Here is a 17,453-nt window from a genome sequence, read left to right on the forward strand (position 1 = left end):
GTCATCGGGCCGCGCGGGTTGCCCGGGACTAGGAGGGGGCGCTAGAGTCGTCAACATGGTCTCCCCACATCCGGGCGCTTCAGCGCTGTTCCTTCGTGAAGCCGAGGTCAGGCGCGGCATCGAGTTGATGCATTTCGGGCAGACGGTGCTGGGCCGCGCGATCGAACCGGTGCTGGCGGTCGAAGGACTGGGGCGAGCGCACCAGCGCGCGCTTTATTTCATCGCGCGGCGGCCCGACCTGAGTGTCACTGATCTGCTCCGCCTGCTGGCGATCACCAAGCAGTCGCTGGGGCGCGTGCTGGGCGATCTGGAGACGCGCGGGCTGGTCGAGACACGGCAGGGCCGCAACGATCGGCGGCAACGCCTGCTGCGGCTCACCGCCGACGGGCAGGCGCTCGAGACGCGGCTGTTCGAGGCGATGCGCGCGCGGCTCGCCGCCGCCTATGCCGAGGCGGGGCAGGATGCGGTGACGGGATTCTGGCGCGTGCTCGAAGGGCTGATTCCCGAGGCCGAGCGCGCGCGCCTCGTCACCCCTTGAGCGCTTCGGCCGCCATCTCGGCGTTGCGCTTCGTCGCGGCGGCGAGCGTGCGGCGGAGCAGGTCGCGGAGCGCTTCCCCGTCGTCGAGCACGTCCAGCCCCTTGCGCGTCGAGCCGCCGGGGCTGGCGACGCGATCGGCGAGCTTGCCCGGCTCCTCGTCCGACGCCGCCGCCAGCAGAGCCGCGCCTTCGACGGTCGCCAGAGCGAAGCGCGCGGCCTGATCGGCGGGGAGGCCGATATCTGCGGCAGCGCCCGCCAGCGCATCGATGAAGCGGAAGAGGAAGGCGGGGCCGCTGCCGGACAGCGCGGTGATCAGGTCGAACAGATTTTCGTCGGCGACCCATTCGACGAGGCCGAGGGGAGCCATCAGCTTTTCCGCCGCCAAGCGCTGCGTTTCGGAGGTTTCCTGCTGGGTTATCAGGGGAACAACGCCTTTTCCGATGGCGACGGGGGTGTTGGGCATGACGCGGAGGATGGCGCCGGCCGCGGGAAAATGTTGCGATAGCGTATCGATCCGCACGCCGGCGAGGATCGAGACGAGCATCGTCCCCTGCCCGACCGCCGCGCGCACTGCGGGCGCGACATCGCCCAGGCGCTGCGGCTTGACGCCGAGCATCAGGATCGCCGGCGGCGCTTCGTCGGGGAAGGCCGTCAGCACGCGGACACCCGGCGCGACGGGCGCGCCGCTGGGGCGGATCACGGTGACCAGCGCGGGATCGAGCCCCTGATCGAGCCAGCGGCCGAGCATCGCGCCGGCCATGTTTCCGCAGCCGAGCAGCCAGATCGGCGCATGGTCAAAATGTTCGAGCGTCATGCCCAGCGCATAGCCCGCCAGCCGCCGCGACGGAACCGTCTGCGCAGGCATCCACATCGGACGAAATAATTTGCCGATCTTTCGGATGAGGCACGCAAGAAAGCGCCGATATTGTCGTTAACCGGGTCATGACCGATATCGCTCATTCCGGCCGCGTCACGGCGACGCCATCCTCTCCCTCGCACCAGACGGGAGACCGCCGCACGTCGCGCCTGATGAGCGCGGTCCGCGGCCTGTTCGGCACCGAGCAGGACGAGGCCGACGGCGAGCGGGCGCGCACCGATCCGCCGATCGGCCCGCGCGACCTGTATGAGCGCATCGGCACCTTCCTGTTCAACAACCAGCTCGATCCGCTGCCGACGCATTATGAGCTGGCCCACGCCTATATCTCGGGCAGCAACCGCCGCCTGGCCTTCGCCGTCGATCGCGCGATCGAGCGTGACGGCATCCTGCGCGACGAAGTGGCCGAAGCGATCCTCGCCGAGACGCGCACCGACATGTCGGCCGCCGCGCTCCACAAGCTGATCGATGAGGCGCAGGTCGGCCTCGCCAGCGTCGCCGGCGTGGTCAAGCAATCGGGCGCCGACGCGCAGGCCTATGGCGAAGCGCTGGAAGACAAGGTTGCCGGGCTCGCCGCGCAGGAGGATGTCAGCCAGAGCGTCAGCGCGCTCGTCTTCCTCACCCGCGCGATGATCGAGAAAACCCGCGCCGCCGAACATGAGCTGCGCCAGGCCGGCAAGAAAATGGCCGCGCTGCGCACCAGCCTCGTCGAGGCGCGCCGCCAGGCCGACAGCGACCAACTGACCGGCCTGCCCAACCGCCGCGCCTTCGAGGCGCTGCTGACGCGATCGGTGACCGAGGCCAAGGCGTCGCAGAATCCCTTGTCGCTCGCCTTCTGCGACATCGACAATTTCAAGACGGTCAACGACAGGCACGGCCATGAGGTCGGCGACCGCGTGCTCAAGTTCGTCGCCAAGCTGCTCAGCGAAATCTCGAACGACAAATGCCATGTGGCGCGCCACGGCGGCGAGGAATTCGTGGTGCTGTTCGAAAATATCGCCGCCGAAAAAGCCTATGAGATGGTCGACGAGGCGCGGCGCTCGCTCGCGTCGCGCCGGCTGGCGGCCAAGGATTCAGGCGAGCCGCTGGGCCAGATCACCTTCTCGGCAGGCGTCGCGCAGCTCACCGCCGACGACGCCAAGGGCCGCGACATGCTCCGCCGCGCCGACGAAGCGCTTTACCGCGCCAAAAGAGCGGGCCGCGATCAGGTGATCATCGCCTGAGGATTTGAATCGCAACCCGCTTCCTCAGAAGCGCTTGCGGAGGAAGAAGCGGCTGTGGCCGACGGGCTGGTCCTCCAGCGTGCCGAACAGCGTGAAGCCCAGCTTCTCGTAGAAGCCGCGCGCCTGAAAATCATAGGTGTCGAGCCAGATGCCGATGCAGCCGCGCGCCCTTGCCACGCTTTCGGCCTCGCGCATCAGCGCGGTGCCATAGTCCGCGCCACGCCTCGGGCACGGCGAGAAATTCGACGAACATCCAGTCATAGGCAGTCTTGCCCCACAGGCCGCCGACATGATTGCCGGCCTCGTCGGTGAGCAGGATCGCGACCGGCCGGGCGCGCGGATCGCCCGCCCGCTCGACATTATAGGCGCGCAGCGGCGCGAGGACGGCGTCGCGTTCGGCGTCGCCGGGCATCTCCGGCGTGGTCAGGCTGAGGCTCATCGCGCGATCACCGGCCGAAGGTGATGACGAGCGGATCGAGGCCGTCGATCCTGGCCTCGACCGTCTGGCCGCGCAGGATCGGGCCGACGCCGGCGGGCGTGCCGGTGAAGATCAGGTCGCCGGGCGCGAGCGCGACATAGGTCGAGAGATTGGCGATGACTTCCGGCACCGGCCAGATCATCTGATCGAGATTGCCCGACTGGCGCTGCTCGCCGTCGATGCCGAGCGTGATCGCGCCGCTCGCGGGCGGCATGCCGGGGCGGATCGCGCCGACCGGGGCCGACCGATCGAAACCCTTGGCCATGTCCCACGGGCGGCCGGCCTTCTTGGCCTCGGCCTGAAGGTCGCGGCGCGTGAGATCGATGCCCACCGTCCAGCCGAAGATCGCCCCGGCGGCCGCATCCGGCGAGAGAGTCTCCCCGCCCGCACCCAGCGCCACGACCAGCTCGACCTCGTGATGAAGATTGTCGGTCAGCGACGGGAAAGGCAGCGTCGCGCCGTTCGCGACGACCGCATCGGCGGGCTTGGAGAAGAAGAAGGGCGGCGCGCGATCGGGATCGCCCCCCATCTCGCGCGCATGATCGGCATAATTCTGCCCGACGCAGAAGATGCGGCGCACGGGGAAGCGGGCTGCCGATCCCTCGATGGCAACGGTGGGGACGGCGATCTCGGGAAGCGTCGGCATGGCAGGCATGGCCCTTTTCGGAAAACGGGATACACGCTTCCCTACACCCCGCCCCGTCGCGCGCAACCGCCTAGCCCAGCAGCGCCTGCCGATGTTCACTGGGGCTGAGGCCGGTATGCTGGCGGAAGGCCGCCGAGAAATGGCTGGGGGTCGAGAATCCGACGGCCAGCGCGATATCGGTGATCGGGCGGCGGCGATCGGCGAGCAGCGCCTTTGCCAGTGCGATGCGCTGGCCGATCAGCCAGCGATGCGGGGTCATCCCCGTCGCGGCATGGAAGGCGCGCAGGAAATCGCCGCGCCCCATGCCGGCGCGCGCCGCCATCGTGTCGAGGCTGTGGGGCCAGTCGAGCGTTTCGCGCAGCTCATCGAGCAGACCGAGCAGCGCGCGCGGGACCGGCCCGCCGCCCTGCCCGCCCGGCATGGGTTCGCGCGAACGATCGAGCAGGTGCAGCCGGATCAGTTCGGCCAGCGTATCGCGGAGCATCTGGGCGAGATCGTCCTCGCGTCCCGCGACGGCCGCAAGCCGCTCGATCATGCCCTGGAGGAAGGGATCGCGATGCCCGATCCGCGGGGACAGCGCCCGATCGGCGATAAGCGCGGTCGGCACCGTCATTTCGCAATAGCCGACGGTCTCGCCCTCGGCGAGCGCGGCATAGCGCTGGCCCGCCGGGATCACCCAGAAATCGCCCACATCGGGCAGCACGCGCGCCGAGGGGCCGTTGGCGAACACCGATTCCATGCCCCGGAACCCGCCCGCCATGTGGAGGACGAGGGTGTGGTGATCCTCCTCGATGCACCAGTCGGTCGGCGCGGCGATCGACTCAGTGACGAAGTTGAAGCCCATGCCCTGCGCGCCGAGCGCGCGATGCGACAGGCGCCGGCGTTCCGACAGCGGCCTTCGCCCGTCCCACACCATAAGCGCCTCCTCGCAACGATTCCGACAATCGCCGACTATATCTCGAAAGCGGCGGAGCGCAGCCTCGCTAGATTCGGCGGGAATCCAACGAGGGAGACCTTTCCGAATGTCCAAGCATGATATCGCAGGCAAGACGGCGCTGATCGCTGGCGGCGCGAAGAATCTGGGCGGGCTGATCGCGCGCGATCTGGCCGGCCAGGGCGCGGCGGCCGTGGCCATCCACTATAATAGCGAGGCGACGAAGGCGGCGGCCGAGGAAACGTTGGCGGCGGTGCAGGCGCTGGGCGCCAGGGCCTATGCTTTCCAGGGCAACCTGACCACGGCGGCTGCGGTCGAGACGCTGTTCGCCGATGCCAGGGCGGCGATGGGATCGATCGACATCGCGATCAACACCGTGGGCAAGGTGCTCAAGAAGCCGATCGTCGAGACCAGCGAGGAGGAGTTCGACGAAATGTCCGCCGTCAACGCCAAGGCGGCCTATTTCTTCATCAAGGAAGCGGGCAGGACGCTCAACGACAATGGCAAGCTGGTGACGATCGTCACCTCGCTGCTCGGCGCGTTCACGCCCTTCTATTCGACCTATGCGGGCTCGAAGGCGCCGGTGGAGCATTATACGCGCGCAGCGGCCAAGGAGTTTGGCGAGCGCGGCATCTCGGTCAACGCGATCGGGCCGGGGCCGATGGACACGCCTTTCTTCTATCCCGCCGAAAGCAAGGAAGCGCAGCAATATCATGAAAGCGCGGCGGCGCTGTCGGGCTATACGAAGACCGGGCTGACCGACATCGCCGATATCGTGCCTTTCATCCGCCACGTCGTCTCCGACGGCTGGTGGCTGACCGGGCAGACCATCCTGATCAACGGCGGCTATACGACCAAATAGGGCGGGCGATCAGGGTGTGGCGGCGGGCGCGGGCTGCGCTGTCGGATTGGGAGAAGGCTGCTCCGGCGGCCCGACCTCGATCTCGACACGGCGGTTCTTCGCCCGCCCCTCGGGATCGTCGCTGCCGTCGGCATTGGCATTGGGCGCGATCGGGCGCGTCTCGCCGAGCGCGACGACGGTGATCCGTTTCGCGTCCACGCCCTTTTCGACCAGATAGGCGCGCACCGCCTCGGCCCGCTTGCGCGAAGCGACGCGATTGTCGCCGTCCGATCCGCGCGAATCGCTGTGGCCGCTGAGGATGATCGGGCCGCCCGCCTGCATCACCGGATGCGCCAGCAAGGCGTCGATCGCCTGCCGCCCGGCATCGTCGAGCTTCTGGCCCGACGTAGCGAAGGCGACAGTCAGCGTCTCGGGTTCGAGCGGCCTGGGCGCATCGGGCGTCGGCGTGACTTCGGGCCTGAGGATCGAGCGCTGCTCGACGGCCTCATTGCTGCCGGCATCGCCGACCGCTTCATTGTCCGCGACCGCATTGTCGGCGGCATTGCCCTGCTTCGTCTGCGGGGCACAGGCGGCGGCGAGAAGCGCCAGCGCCACCCCCAGCGCGATCCCCGCCGGCCTTGCGCCGATCTTCTCTGTCGTCATGCCGTTGCCTCTCCCTCCTGTTCCCTCGCCGCCGCCGCGTCGGGCGGGACGTAGGATATGATTATGTCCCCCGCCTGCGGCGTCGGCCGCGATGCGTGGGTGAAGAAGCGCAGCGCGCCGCCCTTGCGGATCAGCAGCAGCATGTCGGCTCCCTCGGGCAGCCCGGCGCGCGCGGCTTCGAAATCAAACTGTTCGGTGATCCGCGTCTTGCGGAAGCCCCAGCCGGCGCGGTCGCGCTCCAATATCTGCTCGACGCCCAGCCCCGAGGCGAAGAGCGCACGGCCACGCAGCGCCTCGGGCAGCGAGCGGGGATCGTCGTCATCGCTCGAATCGCCGAGCTGATAGACATTGTCGCGGCCGACCTCGGGCGCGAACTCGTTGCAGACCAGCGCGTTATAGGCCTCGTTGTCGGTCGTCGCGGCGATCACCTGGAACTGGGTGAGGTCCAGCCGCTCCTCGGTCGCCTCGGCCAGTATCTCGCCATGATAGGTGGGGATGCCGGCCTGCCGCGCGGCGGCGAGGCGCTGCCAGCTATTGTCGGCGATCGTCACCGGCACTTCGAGCTGGCGGAGCTGATCGGCGAGCGCGAGGCTGAACGGCGTGCCGCCGACGATCAGCAGCCCCTGCTCGGTCGCGCCCGTCACTTTCAGCAGCCGCGCGACCGGGCCGATCGAGAAGCCGTGCGCGATGATCGTCGCGATCACCACCGCGAAGGACAGGGTGACGAGGATCGATCCGTCGCTATACCCCAGATGATCGAGGCGCAGCGCGAACAGCCCGGAAATGGCGACCGCGACGACGCCGCGCGGCGCGATCCACGCGACGAGCAGCCGTTCGCGCCAGGGCACCGGGCTGAAAGCCAGGCTCAGCAGCACCGTCGCGGGGCGGACGAGGAAGAGCAGCGCGACGAGGAAGGCAAGGAAGCGCCACTCGAACTGCCGGAGAACCTGCAGATCGAGCGAGGCGGAGAGCAGCACGAACACGCCCGAGATGAGCAGGACGGTGATATTCTCCTTGAAGGGCTGGACATCGCGCAGCGACTCCATCTTCATGTTGGCGACCACGATCCCCATCACCGTGACGGCGAGCAGCCCGGTTTCCTGCTGGACCATGTTCGAGCCGACGAACACCGCGATGACCGCGACGAGCAGGATGGGCGCCTTCAGATATTCGGGCACATGGCCGCGCGGAAAGGCCCAGCCGATCGCGCGCGCGGCGAGCCAGCCGATCAGCCCCGCCACCGCCGCCGCCGCCGCGAGCGAGACGAGGACGCTGGCCAGCGTCCCGCCCTCGCCCGTCCGGCGCAGATATTCGTAAGTGATGACGCCGAACAGCGCACCGACGGGATCGTTGACGATCGCTTCCCATTTGAGGATCGCGCGCGGCCGGGCGGCGACGTTGCTCTGGCGGAGCAGCGGCAGCACCACCGTCGGCCCCGTCACCACCAATATGCCGGCGAAGAGGATCGCGACGGGCCAGACCAGCCCCGCGACATAATAGCAGGCGAGCGAGCCCAGCACCCAGCCGATCGGCGCGCCGAGCAGCACCAGCCGCGTCACCGCGCCGTCGGTGCGCCGCAGCTCGCGGAAATTGAGGCTCAGCCCGCCTTCGAACAGGATCAGCGCGACCGCGACCGAGATCATCGGTTCGAGCAGATCGCCGAATATATCGTGCGGGCGGACGAGGCCGGTGACAGGCCCCGCGATAACGCCGGCCGCGAGCATCAGCGCGATCGCGGGCCAGCCCGTCCGCCACGCAATCCATTGCGCGCCGATACCGAGCGCGCCGATCAGCGCGAAGACGAGGGCATAGGGCTCCATCCGGGCTCCAGACTAATGACGGGATAGCCGGACGAAAACCCCGGCGGCGGATAAGTTCCCGCCGCCCTTGCCGATCAAGCTGATTTCAGGCTTCGCCCTGCGTCTCGATGAGCGCGGCGGCGATCGCCTCCTTGGGGCTCTTGCCGCCCCACAGCACGAACTGGAACACGGGGTAGAAGCGCTCGCACTCGTCGAGCGCCGCCTCGATCAGGGTTTCGGCCTGATCGAGCGCAAGCAGCGGCCCATCGGAAACCGAAAGCAACGCCGCGTGGCGGAAGAGCAGGATGCCGCTGTTCGCCCACAGCTCGAAATGGCCGAGCCATAGCTGCTCGTTCACCAGCCCGATCGTCTCGTAGATCGTCGCACGCTTGTCGTCGGGCACGCGCACGTCGGGAAGCGCCAGGAACTGGAGCACCCGATCATCGTCGCGCCACACGCCGCGCAGTTCATATTTGGCCCAGCTGCCCTGAATATTGGCGACGATCTCGTCATCGCCCATCCGCTCGTAGGACCAGCCATGCGCCGAGAAATAATTTTCGAGCATGTCGATCGGCGCGGCGTCGTCGCCGCTGCTGTCTTCAAATTCTTCCAACGTCATGCCTTAGCGCCCCGCAGCCCTGTTCGGCCGCGCTGAAAATTGCCCGCAACGCCCAAGGGGAGCAAGGCAACAGTGTAAAAAGCTGTGGATAAGCTGTTGGCCATCCGTGAGCGGGTCAGAAATGCGCATAGCGCATTTCGCGGCACCGGCCCACTCCTCCACCAGGCCTCCCATTTCAGGATACTGTCGTTGGGAGGCCGGGTGGAGGAGTGGGCCGGGGCCGCGCTGAAACAAAATCCTAGGCAGCGGCGCCCTTGCCGCGCTTTGCTGCGGGTTTCGCGGCCGGCCCGGCAGCGCCGGCGATCGCGGCTTCCAGCGCCTCGATGCGCGCGCGCAGCGCGTCATTCTCGTCGCGCGCGGCGGCGGCCATCGCCTTCACAGCCTCGAACTCGTCGCGGCTGACGAAGTCGAGACCGCCGATCCACTCGCGCGCGCGTTCGCGCGCCGAGGCTTCGGCTTCGCGGCCGAGGCCTGCGATCGTCCCGGCGGCGCCGTTCAGCACTTTCGCCAGATCATCGAACAGGCGGTTCTCGGACTGCATTCTAATCTCCTTCAAAGCCCAATGTTGGTGGCCGATGCCGGAACGGCAAGGGACTCGGCCCCCGGATTCAACTGGTCGACGCTGTAGGTGAGCGCCGCGGCAAAGCCCAGCCAGAGCAGATAGGGCACGAGCAGCCAGCCCGCGAGCGCGCGGATGCGCGCAAAGGCGAAGGCGGTCAGCACCGCGAAGGCGAGGATGGCTAGGATCAGGAAGAAGGCCTGGTGGATCTGGTGTGCGCCGAAAAAGAGCGGCGACCAGAAGAGATTGAGCGCAAGCTGGACCACGAACAGGCCGATCGCGGCGCCCTTGCCCTTCGCCCTGCGCGCGTTGAATATGATCGCGAGCGCGAAGCCCATCAGCGCGTAGAGGATCGTCCACGCGACCGGGAAAAGCCAGCTGGGCGGCATGAAGGACGGCTTGGCCAGCCGTTCGAACCAGATGCCGTCGGCCCCCGCGCCGGACAATCTGGACGAGATGAAACCGAGAAGGATGATCGCCGGCACGCAGACAAGGGCCCAGCGCAGATACGACATGCGCAATTGCGACCGGGATGCGATCTCACCCATTCAAAACCCCCTTCTGACTCCAGGCTACAGTGACAAGTCTCCAGGCGCGGCCGCGATGACGCCATGAGGCCAGCGGCGCGCGCCGATTGCAAGCGGTACGGAACAGGATGAACGCCCGGCCGCACGGGTGCGGCGGATGGCGGGCGACATGGAGGTCGCCCCCGGATCAATCAGCCATGGCCGGGCAGGTCGCATCAAGGCCCGGCGCTACCGGGACGAGCCGTTCATGGCAAGCGGCGAGACGCGTCCCGTTATGGTTCAGCCGCGATGCGCGGCGATCAGGAACTCGACATTGCCCTCGGGGCCCTTGATCGGGCTTTCGACGATGCCTTCGACCGCCCAGCCCTCGCCCTCGACCCAGGCGTGTACTTCCGCGCAGACGCGGGCGTGGGTCGCGGGATCGCGGACGACACCCCCCTTGCCGACCTCGCCGCGTCCCGCCTCGAACTGCGGCTTGATGAGCGCGAGCAGGCGCGCGCCGGGCTTCGCGAAGCCCAGCGGCCGTTCGAGCACCTTGGCGAGCCCGATGAAGCTGGCGTCGCAGACGATGAGGTCGATGGGTTCGGGGATATGGTCTTCGGTCAGAATGCGCGCGCTGGTCTGCTCGTGAACGACGACGCGCGGATCCTGCCGCAGCTTCCACGCAAGCTGGTTGGTGCCCGAATCGACGGCATAGACGCGCGCGGCGCCACGGCTGAGCAGCACGTCGGTGAAGCCGCCCGTCGACGAGCCGACATCGATCGCGACCGCGCCCGTCACGTCCCAGCCGAAATGGGTCAGCGCATGATCGAGCTTGATCCCGCCGCGCGACACCCAGGGATGGTCGCGGCCGCGCACGTCGAGCGGCGCATCGGCCGCCAGCGCCTGCCCGGCCTTAGCGACTCGCTGCTCGCCGCTGAACACCAGCCCGGCGAGAATGAGCGCCTGTGCGCGTGCCCGGCTCTCCACCAGGCCGCGATCGACAAGCATCTGATCCACGCGGATTTTCGCCATTGTTCCGAACGCCTTCTACAAACTTTTCTTTAGCCGCTGAAAGGGCCGAGTCCGACTGGCTCGCGCCGCCTTCGACTCGTCGCAGCCCCATTGTCTATTTCATCGGTAGAGTCATCATCTGCCCGTCGAGAGAAGGTGGCCGTGCGGTGGCCTTCAACACCGCCGCACGGTCATTCCCGGCCTTAATCGGGAGAGATGACATGCCACGCGACCTTCACGAGAGCGACCGGCTCCAGCCGCTGGTGCTCACCGTTCCCGGCCTCAACGGATCCGGTCCGTCCCATTGGCAGAGCCTGTGGGAACAGTCACGCCCCGATACGACGCGGATCGAGCTGGGCATGTGGTCCCAGCCGCATCGCAACGCATGGGTCACGAAGCTCGACCAGGCCATTCGCGGCGCCAAGCCGCCGATCATCCTGGCCGCACACAGCCTTGGCTGCCTTGCCGTCGCATGGTGGGCGGAACTTTCGGGCCAGCCTTATGGCTGGCCGGTCGCGGGTGCGCTGCTCGTCGCGCCGGCCGATGTCGATCGCGGCGACGTGCGCCCCGAACTCAGGGGCTTCGGCCCCTCGCCGCGCAAGCCGCTGCCTTTCCCGTCGATCGTCGTCGCCAGCGAGGACGATCCGTGGATCAGCCCCGAAAAGGCGCACAGCCTTGCCGCCGACTGGGGAAGCCATTTCGTGAGCGCGGGGGCGCATGGCCATATCAACGCGGCAAGCGGGCTGGGCTGGTGGGACGAAGGCCAGGAACTGCTCGAGCGGGTGATCCGCGCCGGCGGCGCCGCACGATCAGGCGCGGCGGTGAGCGAGGCGCGGACGATCCTTGCCGTCAACGCCACCGACAGCGCATCGGCGCATTATCTCGGGACAAGATAGATTATGTTACAGTTATTTAGTACACAATATTAACAATCAAACTGAAGATGCCCCTTCTCCGTAGAGAAGGGGCGTTTCATGTCCGACGCTCAGGCGAAGCTCACCGTCGTGCGCGCGCGACGACGCATCGCGCCGCCGACGAGGCCGAAGCCAGCGATCAGCATCGCCCACGTCGCCGGCTCGGGAACCGCCGCGTTGGCGCGCGACAGCACGACCAGCGACGAGGGATTGCCGCCCTGCTCGGCCACCAGATAGATGTTGCCGGCATGGTCGATCGTCACACCTTCGATCACCGTCACGCGGCTGGTGTCGCCGAAGATGCCCGACAGGTCGAAGCTGCTGACCAGTTCGCCGGTGCGGGTGACTTCGAGCAGCTTCTGCGACGACTGGCTGAGGATCAGCAGGTTCGCGTAGAAATCGGTGCTGGCATAGTTGGGGTTGTTCGACAGCGCCATGATGTCCGACAGCGTCTGCAGGCCGAGCGAAGCGACGTTGAACGGCGTGGTCTGCACGGCGTTGGGCGCGATCTGGTCGACGAAGAAGATGCCTTGCGGGCTGTTTTCCTTCACCGCGAAGAAGCCGCCGGTGATCGGATCATAGGTGATGCCTTCAAGCCCGATATTGCCGACGTTCACGCCGTTGCTGAACGAGTAGCTCTGCGCCTCGACCGGCGGCGTGAAGAAATAGCGCGTCAGGCCACCGCCCATGTTGACGGTGTTGACCTGATCGACGCCGACCAGCGACGCGCGCATCGTGCGCTCGTTGCCGAACACATATTGGCCGTTGCCGACATAGGCGGCGATTTCCAGATCATTGTATGTCGACACGCCGAGATAGTCGAACACGCCCGGATAGCGATCGCCCGAGGTGGTGAATTCCATCGCGGTGCCTTCGTCGCCGACGATCATCAGCGAGTTGCGGTCCCAATTATAGGTGACGCCGCTGGCCTCATCGAACTGGAGGCCGCGGACGAGGCTGACCTGATAGGTCGAAAGGTCGAGCCCGGCGGCCTCGGCAGCCGGCGTGAGAGCGGCCGCCGCGATGGCGATAGCGGCGATGCGCGTCGTCAGAAACCCGTTCATTGTGCGATTCTCCCCTGTGTGAAATCCAAAGAGCGAGAGGCACTTAGACAGGGTTAATGAAGGTTAACCGACTTTGGCGTTACCGTTTCACAACAGGGATATGACCGACGCGAGACATGTCCCGCGCTGGGGCAACGATCGGCGATTGACGCCGGTGCGCCGGACAAAAAGAAAGGGGCGGCCCGAAGACCGCCCCTCCCCTTTGTCCTTCCGATCGAAGCGATCAGGCGGTGACGACCGAGACCGTCTTGCGGCTACGACGAGCCGCGAAGCCGACGAGGCCGAAGCCCGCGATCAGCATCGCCCAGGTCGCCGGCTCGGGAACCGCAGCACCGACCGCATAGGTGTCGGTCTCGAACGCGAATTGCGTCGAAGTCATGCGGAAGCCCGTGATGCCGGCCGCGTCAGCGAAGTTCACGCGCATGTTCGACGTGAACGCCGACTGGTTACCGTTGGCGTCGACCGGCGAGGGAAGCCCCGCGCCGCCGAAGGTGCCGAGCACCACGCCGCCAACGCCGAGCACTTCGACGGTGTTGTAGTTGTCGATCGACCCCCAGTAGAAGCTCGCCGACTTGTAGGTGCCGCCGAGCAGGATCGTGGCGGTGCCGCTCGACGCCGGGTTCGGAACGCTGAGGTAGCTGGTGCCAGCCGCCGTGCCCGAGGGCGCAGCGCTGTTGCCGTTACCCGGCGCAACGAGAATGCTGTAGTTGCCGGTCAGATTGCCTGCCGACGGCGTGAGCGCGTCGAAATCATAAAGCAGGGTCTGGCCGAGCGAGGCATAGCCCGGATCGACAGCCGGCGACGAGCCGCTGGAGATCGTGGTGACGGTCACGGCGTAAGCCGGGGCCGCGAGAGCCACGGCGGCAGCCGCGGCGAGGAACGTGGTCTTGAAGCGCATACATCTACCCCTTCAAACGTGCCTAAGCGCCCGAATCACCCACCCGGACTCACACGCATCGGAATATTTACCTGCCGCCCCCGGATCGGGTCTGCCCCCACCCCGACCAAAGCGGGCCATCCACATGGTCGGCTACCCTCATCCATTTGGGGGTATTCAGAGCGTGCGGTAGCCGCCCGGGCTGCGCGCGCGGATCATGCTGCCCATCATCAGACGGATGAGGTCGCTCTGCCGCCCGGTCTGCGTCTTGGCGAAGATCTGCTTCAGATAGGTGCGCAGCGTCGGCACCTTCACTTTCATGCGGACGGCGGCTTCGTTGACCGAAAGCCCCTCCGCGAGCAGCGCCACCAGCCGCGTCTCGGCGGGGGAGAGGCTGTAAAGCTGGCAGATCGGCAGCAGCAGATCGGCGACCTCGACCTCGGGGTTGAAGATCTGCACGATCGCGGCGGGATCGTCAGGCCCGCCCGGCGCGGTCTCCGGCGCGATGATCACGGCGACCAGGGGCCGCTGGCCGGCGCCGCGCCGCAGGGGCACGATCGTCGCGCTGGGCGGCGTGGCCTCGCCGCTGCGATCGAGCGAGACGACATGATCGATCGCAACGCGCAGCTTCACCGAATCGGTCACGTCGGTCGCGGCAAGCATTGCGCCAGCGCGCCGCACCCCGTCGCCGACCTCGGCCAGCCGCTCCCCGCAACTATTGGCGAACACTATCTGCCCGGCGCGGTCGATCAGGTAAGTCGCGAAATCGGTGGCGTCGAGCGCGGCCGCCATCCCCGCCATGCGATGCAGATGCTCGCGCTCGGCGAACCAGAGGCGAAAATGGATCGACAGCATCGGCTGGGCCGACGCGATCGCCGCATCCTGCGCCGCGTGATCGGCGTCGGCATCACGATCGTAGAGCGCGGTGAGCACCAGCCGCCCCGCGCCGCGCGCCGCAAGCGGCATGGCGAGCAACAGCCGGTCGCGTCCGCCATGCGCCACCGAACTCCACTGCGCCTGCACGGCATAGTCGCTCGCGCGCCGATCGGGCCAGATGCCGGCGGCGGCGGCGGCCATGCGTTCGGCAAGCGCCTTGTCGCCGTCGGAGGGGAGGAGCAGGAAAAGGGGTTCAGCCTCGTCGCGTCCCCGGCAGTGGAGCGAGAGAAGGATGGCGACCGCCTCGCTGCGCGTGGCGAAATCGCCGATCAGCCACGCATCGTCTTCACCGATGGAAAGGCGCGCTATCTCCAGCCCGGACGGGATCGACATCGTTCGCGCGCCATCAGCCGCCATGATCCTGAAATCACCCCTCCTCTCAACCGCTTCGCATTTCGATGACGCGAAGTCGTGTTGATGGCGCCGATAGTCGCACGGATTTGCATTTCAACGCAAATCCGGCGCGGCTCGTCGCGAGGTTCCGGATGATTTCAGATATTTGTCAGGCGGTTAGCGCGGCGACCAGCGCCTTTACTTTCTTCTGGCGCCATTGCGGCAGCGGCGCGACCAGCCAATAGCCGAGCGCGCGATCTATCGCCTCGCCGCGGACGACCAGCCGCCCGGCCGCAAGATCGGCGGCGGCGAGCAGCTCGGGCACCTCGGCGACGCCGAAGCCGGCGGCGGCGGAATCGATCGCGATGCCGGCATCGGCGACGCGCAGCACGCCTTCGCCCGCCGTCGCGCCCGGCCAGCCTATGCAGCCCTCGCCGCCGCCCGGCGCGCCTACGCTCACGAAGCGCGTGGTGCCCAGCATCACGCCTTCATGCTCGCCCGGGCCTTCGATCAGGCGGATGGCGATATCGAGATTGGCCTCGGTAAAGTCGATCGCCTCGTCGGCGGCGATCAGGTGGAAGCGCAGCTCGGGGTCGGTCGCGGCATAGGCGGCAAGGCGCGGCGCGAGCCATTTGACAGTGAAGTCGCGCGGCGCGGCGATGGTCAAAGACTTGGAGGTCTGCCCCGCCTGCATCGCGCGCACCGCATCCTCGAAATTGAGGAAGCCGGCGCGCAGCGCCTCCAGCCCCGCCTGCCCCTCGGGCGTCAGCTCCAGCCCCTTGGCGGTGCGGCGGAACAGCACGGTGCCCAGCGTATCCTCAAGCGCGCGGATCTGCTGGCCGACCGCCGCCGGCGTCACCGCCAGCTCGTCGGCCGCGCGCGTGAAGGAAAGGTGACGTGCGGCCGCATCGAGCACGCGCAGGCCGTTGAGCGGCAGATGCGTACGCTTCATTGCGAAACCGTCGGCGCGAGGAGCGCGAAGCGCGGGATCGCGACGTCGAACACCGATCCGTCCTCGCGGATCATATGATAGCTGCCGACCATCTGGCCGGTCGGCGTCGCCAGCGGGCAGCCCGAGACATAGTCGTAGGACTGGCCCGGCGCGATCATCGGCTGCTCGCCCACCACGCCTTCGCCTTCGACCTCGTGGCGCGCGCCGCGCCCGTCGGTGATCGACCAGTGGCGGCTCAGCAGCTGCACCGCCATCGTGCCTTCATTCTCGATGCGGATATGATAGGCCCAGAACCAGCGGCCGCGATCGGGCTCCGACTGTTCGGGCAGGAAGCTCACCGATACGCGCACCGTCACTTCGCGGGTGGTCGCAGCGTGTGGGAACAGCGCCTTCACAGGCCGACGGCTTTCAATGCCCGGTCGAGATCGTCGATCACGTCGTCGGCATCCTCCAGCCCGACGTTGAGGCGCAGCATGCCTTCGCCGATCCCCATTTCCTCGCGCGTCTCGGCCGAAAGCCCGGCATGGGTGGTGGAGCTGGGATGCGTCATCAGCGAACGGGAATCGCCGATATTGTTAGAGATGTCGACCAGTTCGAGCGCGTCGAGCAGACCGTGCGCCTGCGCGCGTCCGCCGTCGAGCACAACCGACAGGATCGTGCCGCCAGCCGCCATCTGGCGCGTGGCGAGATCATATTGCGGATGGCTGGCCAGGCCGGGATAGAGCACGGTCGGCACGCGGCCTTCGAGGAAAGTCGCGACCTTCAGCGCATTCTCGCTCTGGCGGCGGATGCGCAGGTCGAGCGTCTCCAGCCCCTTCATCACCACCCAGGCGTTGAAGGCGCTCAGCGTCGGCCCGGTGTTGCGCGTGAAGGGCAGCAGCGTGTTGAGGATGAAATCCTCGCTGCCCGCGACCGCCCCCGCCAGCACGCGCCCCTGCCCGTCCATCATCTTGGTTGCCGAATAGGCGACGATGTCGGCGCCCAGATCCAGCGGACGCTGGAGCATCGAGGTCGCGAAGGCGTTGTCGACGAGCACCTTGATGCCGTGCGGCCTGGCGATCGCCGAAACGGCTGCGATGTCGACGATGTCCAGCGTCGGGTTGGCCGGCGTCTCGAAGAAGAACAGCTTCGTCGCGGGCGTCACCGCATCGGCCCAGGCCTGCGTGTCGCGCCCGTCGACGATCGTCACGCCGATGCCGAAGCGCGGCAGCAGACTGTCGGTCAGCCAGCGGCACGAACCGAACATGGTGCGCGCGGCGACCATATGGTCGCCCTGCGAGAGCTGGCACAGGATTGCCGCCGTCATCGCCGCCATGCCCGTGGCCATCGACCGCGCGGCCTCCGCGCCTTCGAGCAGCGCGATGCGATGCTCGAGCATCTCGACGGTGGGGTTCTGCAGGCGCGAATAGGTCATGCCCTGCGCGTCACCGGCAAAGCGCGCCGCGACTTCGGCTGCGCTGTCATAGCTGTAGCCCGAGGTCAGGAAGAGCGCTTCGGAGGTTTCGCCCCATTCCGAGCGCGCGGTGCCCCCGCGCACGGCGAGCGTCGCCGGACGCCAGTTGCGGGTGATCGAACGGTCCTGGCCTGCATAGCGCTTCATGTTTTTCGCTTTGCAGCCTCACCATGGCCAAGGTCAACGGCGAACGGCCTTTCCTTCGCGCGGCGGCCAAGGCAGAGAAGGCG

The 17,453-nt window shown here is 67.4% G+C and carries 21 protein-coding genes; 4 read left to right on the top strand and 17 right to left on the bottom strand.

Annotated elements, in window-relative coordinates; all coding sequences use genetic code 11:
- Positions 1-55: 55 nt before the first annotated feature.
- Positions 56-538: a MarR family winged helix-turn-helix transcriptional regulator gene (locus AC3WT0_RS01640; protein ID WP_492750906.1), complete on the top strand. Its 483-nt coding sequence runs from the start codon at positions 56-58 to the stop codon at positions 536-538.
- Here the strand turns inward: AC3WT0_RS01640 and proC are convergent.
- Positions 528-1,352: a pyrroline-5-carboxylate reductase gene (gene proC / locus AC3WT0_RS01645; RefSeq protein WP_492751183.1), complete on the bottom strand. Its 825-nt coding sequence runs from the start codon at positions 1,350-1,352 to the stop codon at positions 528-530. The two genes, AC3WT0_RS01640 and proC, sit on opposite strands and share 11 nt — an antisense overlap.
- Positions 1,353-1,480: 128 nt before the next feature.
- On the opposite strand from proC, the gene AC3WT0_RS01650 reads away from it, so the two are divergent.
- Positions 1,481-2,635: a GGDEF domain-containing protein gene (locus tag AC3WT0_RS01650; protein ID WP_492750908.1), complete on the top strand. Its 1,155-nt coding sequence runs from the start codon at positions 1,481-1,483 to the stop codon at positions 2,633-2,635.
- Between the two features lie 24 nt (positions 2,636-2,659).
- Here the strand turns inward: AC3WT0_RS01650 and AC3WT0_RS01655 are convergent, their stop codons facing one another.
- The 4 genes from AC3WT0_RS01655 to AC3WT0_RS01670 all read right to left on the bottom strand — a co-directional run bounded on the left by AC3WT0_RS01655 (position 2,660) and on the right by AC3WT0_RS01670 (position 4,675).
- Positions 2,660-2,812 (bottom strand): hypothetical protein, encoded by a 153-nt coding sequence (locus AC3WT0_RS01655; protein WP_492750910.1) that lies wholly within the window; start codon positions 2,810-2,812, stop codon positions 2,660-2,662.
- Positions 2,766-3,074 (bottom strand): hypothetical protein, encoded by a 309-nt coding sequence (locus tag AC3WT0_RS01660; RefSeq protein WP_492750911.1) that lies wholly within the window; start codon positions 3,072-3,074, stop codon positions 2,766-2,768. The genes AC3WT0_RS01655 and AC3WT0_RS01660 overlap by 47 nt, the downstream gene beginning before the upstream one ends.
- Before the next feature lie 7 nt (positions 3,075-3,081).
- Complete coding sequence (locus AC3WT0_RS01665) at positions 3,082-3,759, bottom strand: fumarylacetoacetate hydrolase family protein (RefSeq protein WP_492750913.1); 678 nt, start codon at positions 3,757-3,759, stop codon at positions 3,082-3,084.
- Positions 3,760-3,829: 70 nt separating this feature from the next.
- On the bottom strand, positions 3,830-4,675 hold the full coding sequence (locus AC3WT0_RS01670; protein WP_492750914.1) for a helix-turn-helix domain-containing protein: 846 nt from the start codon (positions 4,673-4,675) through the stop codon (positions 3,830-3,832).
- Positions 4,676-4,781: 106 nt separating this feature from the next.
- On the opposite strand from AC3WT0_RS01670, the gene AC3WT0_RS01675 reads away from it, so the two are divergent.
- Positions 4,782-5,555 carry an SDR family oxidoreductase gene (locus AC3WT0_RS01675; protein WP_492750916.1) on the top strand — a complete coding sequence of 258 codons (774 nt, stop codon included), beginning with the start codon at positions 4,782-4,784 and terminating at the stop codon, positions 5,553-5,555.
- Between the two features lie 9 nt (positions 5,556-5,564).
- Here the strand turns inward: AC3WT0_RS01675 and AC3WT0_RS01680 are convergent, their stop codons facing one another.
- The 6 genes from AC3WT0_RS01680 to AC3WT0_RS01705 all read right to left on the bottom strand — a co-directional run bounded on the left by AC3WT0_RS01680 (position 5,565) and on the right by AC3WT0_RS01705 (position 10,715).
- Positions 5,565-6,197, bottom strand: coding sequence for an OmpA family protein (locus AC3WT0_RS01680; protein WP_492750917.1), 633 nt, complete (start codon positions 6,195-6,197; stop codon positions 5,565-5,567).
- Positions 6,194-8,017, bottom strand: a complete 1,824-nt coding sequence (locus tag AC3WT0_RS01685; RefSeq protein WP_492750919.1) for a cation:proton antiporter — start codon at positions 8,015-8,017, stop codon at positions 6,194-6,196. Before AC3WT0_RS01685 ends, AC3WT0_RS01680 begins: the two co-directional genes overlap by 4 nt.
- A gap of 85 nt (positions 8,018-8,102) precedes the next feature.
- Positions 8,103-8,615 carry a type III secretion system chaperone family protein gene (locus tag AC3WT0_RS01690; RefSeq protein WP_492750921.1) on the bottom strand — a complete coding sequence of 171 codons (513 nt, stop codon included), beginning with the start codon at positions 8,613-8,615 and terminating at the stop codon, positions 8,103-8,105.
- Between the two features lie 238 nt (positions 8,616-8,853).
- Entirely contained in the window at positions 8,854-9,156 is a 303-nt protein-coding gene (locus tag AC3WT0_RS01695; RefSeq protein WP_492750923.1) for an accessory factor UbiK family protein, read from the bottom strand.
- 11 nt (positions 9,157-9,167) lie between these two features.
- The gene (locus AC3WT0_RS01700) at positions 9,168-9,722 is read right to left on the bottom strand and encodes a TspO/MBR family protein (protein WP_492750925.1); all 555 of its coding nucleotides are present in this window, start codon (positions 9,720-9,722) and stop codon (positions 9,168-9,170) included.
- A gap of 258 nt (positions 9,723-9,980) precedes the next feature.
- Positions 9,981-10,715: a TlyA family RNA methyltransferase gene (locus tag AC3WT0_RS01705; protein WP_492750926.1), complete on the bottom strand. Its 735-nt coding sequence runs from the start codon at positions 10,713-10,715 to the stop codon at positions 9,981-9,983.
- A 200-nt stretch (positions 10,716-10,915) separates the two neighbouring features.
- Here AC3WT0_RS01705 and AC3WT0_RS01710 point away from each other — a divergent pair, with 200 nt between their 5' ends.
- A complete protein-coding gene (locus AC3WT0_RS01710; RefSeq protein WP_492750928.1) occupies positions 10,916-11,590 on the top strand; it encodes an RBBP9/YdeN family alpha/beta hydrolase in 675 nt (224 codons plus the stop codon).
- Positions 11,591-11,679: 89 nt separating this feature from the next.
- Here AC3WT0_RS01710 and AC3WT0_RS01715 read toward each other — a convergent pair whose 3' ends face one another.
- The 6 genes from AC3WT0_RS01715 to AC3WT0_RS01740 all read right to left on the bottom strand — a co-directional run bounded on the left by AC3WT0_RS01715 (position 11,680) and on the right by AC3WT0_RS01740 (position 17,370).
- A complete protein-coding gene (locus AC3WT0_RS01715) occupies positions 11,680-12,672 on the bottom strand; it encodes an SdiA-regulated domain-containing protein (protein ID WP_492750929.1) in 993 nt (330 codons plus the stop codon).
- A gap of 223 nt (positions 12,673-12,895) precedes the next feature.
- Positions 12,896-13,570, bottom strand: coding sequence for an Npun_F0296 family exosortase-dependent surface protein (locus AC3WT0_RS01720; protein ID WP_492750930.1), 675 nt, complete (start codon positions 13,568-13,570; stop codon positions 12,896-12,898).
- A 156-nt stretch (positions 13,571-13,726) separates the two neighbouring features.
- The gene (locus tag AC3WT0_RS01725; RefSeq protein WP_492750932.1) at positions 13,727-14,818 is read right to left on the bottom strand and encodes a helix-turn-helix transcriptional regulator; all 1,092 of its coding nucleotides are present in this window, start codon (positions 14,816-14,818) and stop codon (positions 13,727-13,729) included.
- 169 nt (positions 14,819-14,987) lie between these two features.
- A complete protein-coding gene (locus AC3WT0_RS01730; RefSeq protein ID WP_492750934.1) occupies positions 14,988-15,770 on the bottom strand; it encodes a LysR family transcriptional regulator in 783 nt (260 codons plus the stop codon).
- Complete coding sequence (gene apaG, locus AC3WT0_RS01735; RefSeq protein WP_492750935.1) at positions 15,767-16,165, bottom strand: Co2+/Mg2+ efflux protein ApaG; 399 nt, start codon at positions 16,163-16,165, stop codon at positions 15,767-15,769. Before apaG ends, AC3WT0_RS01730 begins: the two co-directional genes overlap by 4 nt.
- The gene (locus AC3WT0_RS01740; RefSeq protein ID WP_492750937.1) at positions 16,162-17,370 is read right to left on the bottom strand and encodes a trans-sulfuration enzyme family protein; all 1,209 of its coding nucleotides are present in this window, start codon (positions 17,368-17,370) and stop codon (positions 16,162-16,164) included. Before AC3WT0_RS01740 ends, apaG begins: the two co-directional genes overlap by 4 nt.
- Positions 17,371-17,453 lie beyond the last annotated feature (83 nt).

The organism is Sphingomonas sp. EU05-FHT14C10 (assembly GCF_058790595.1).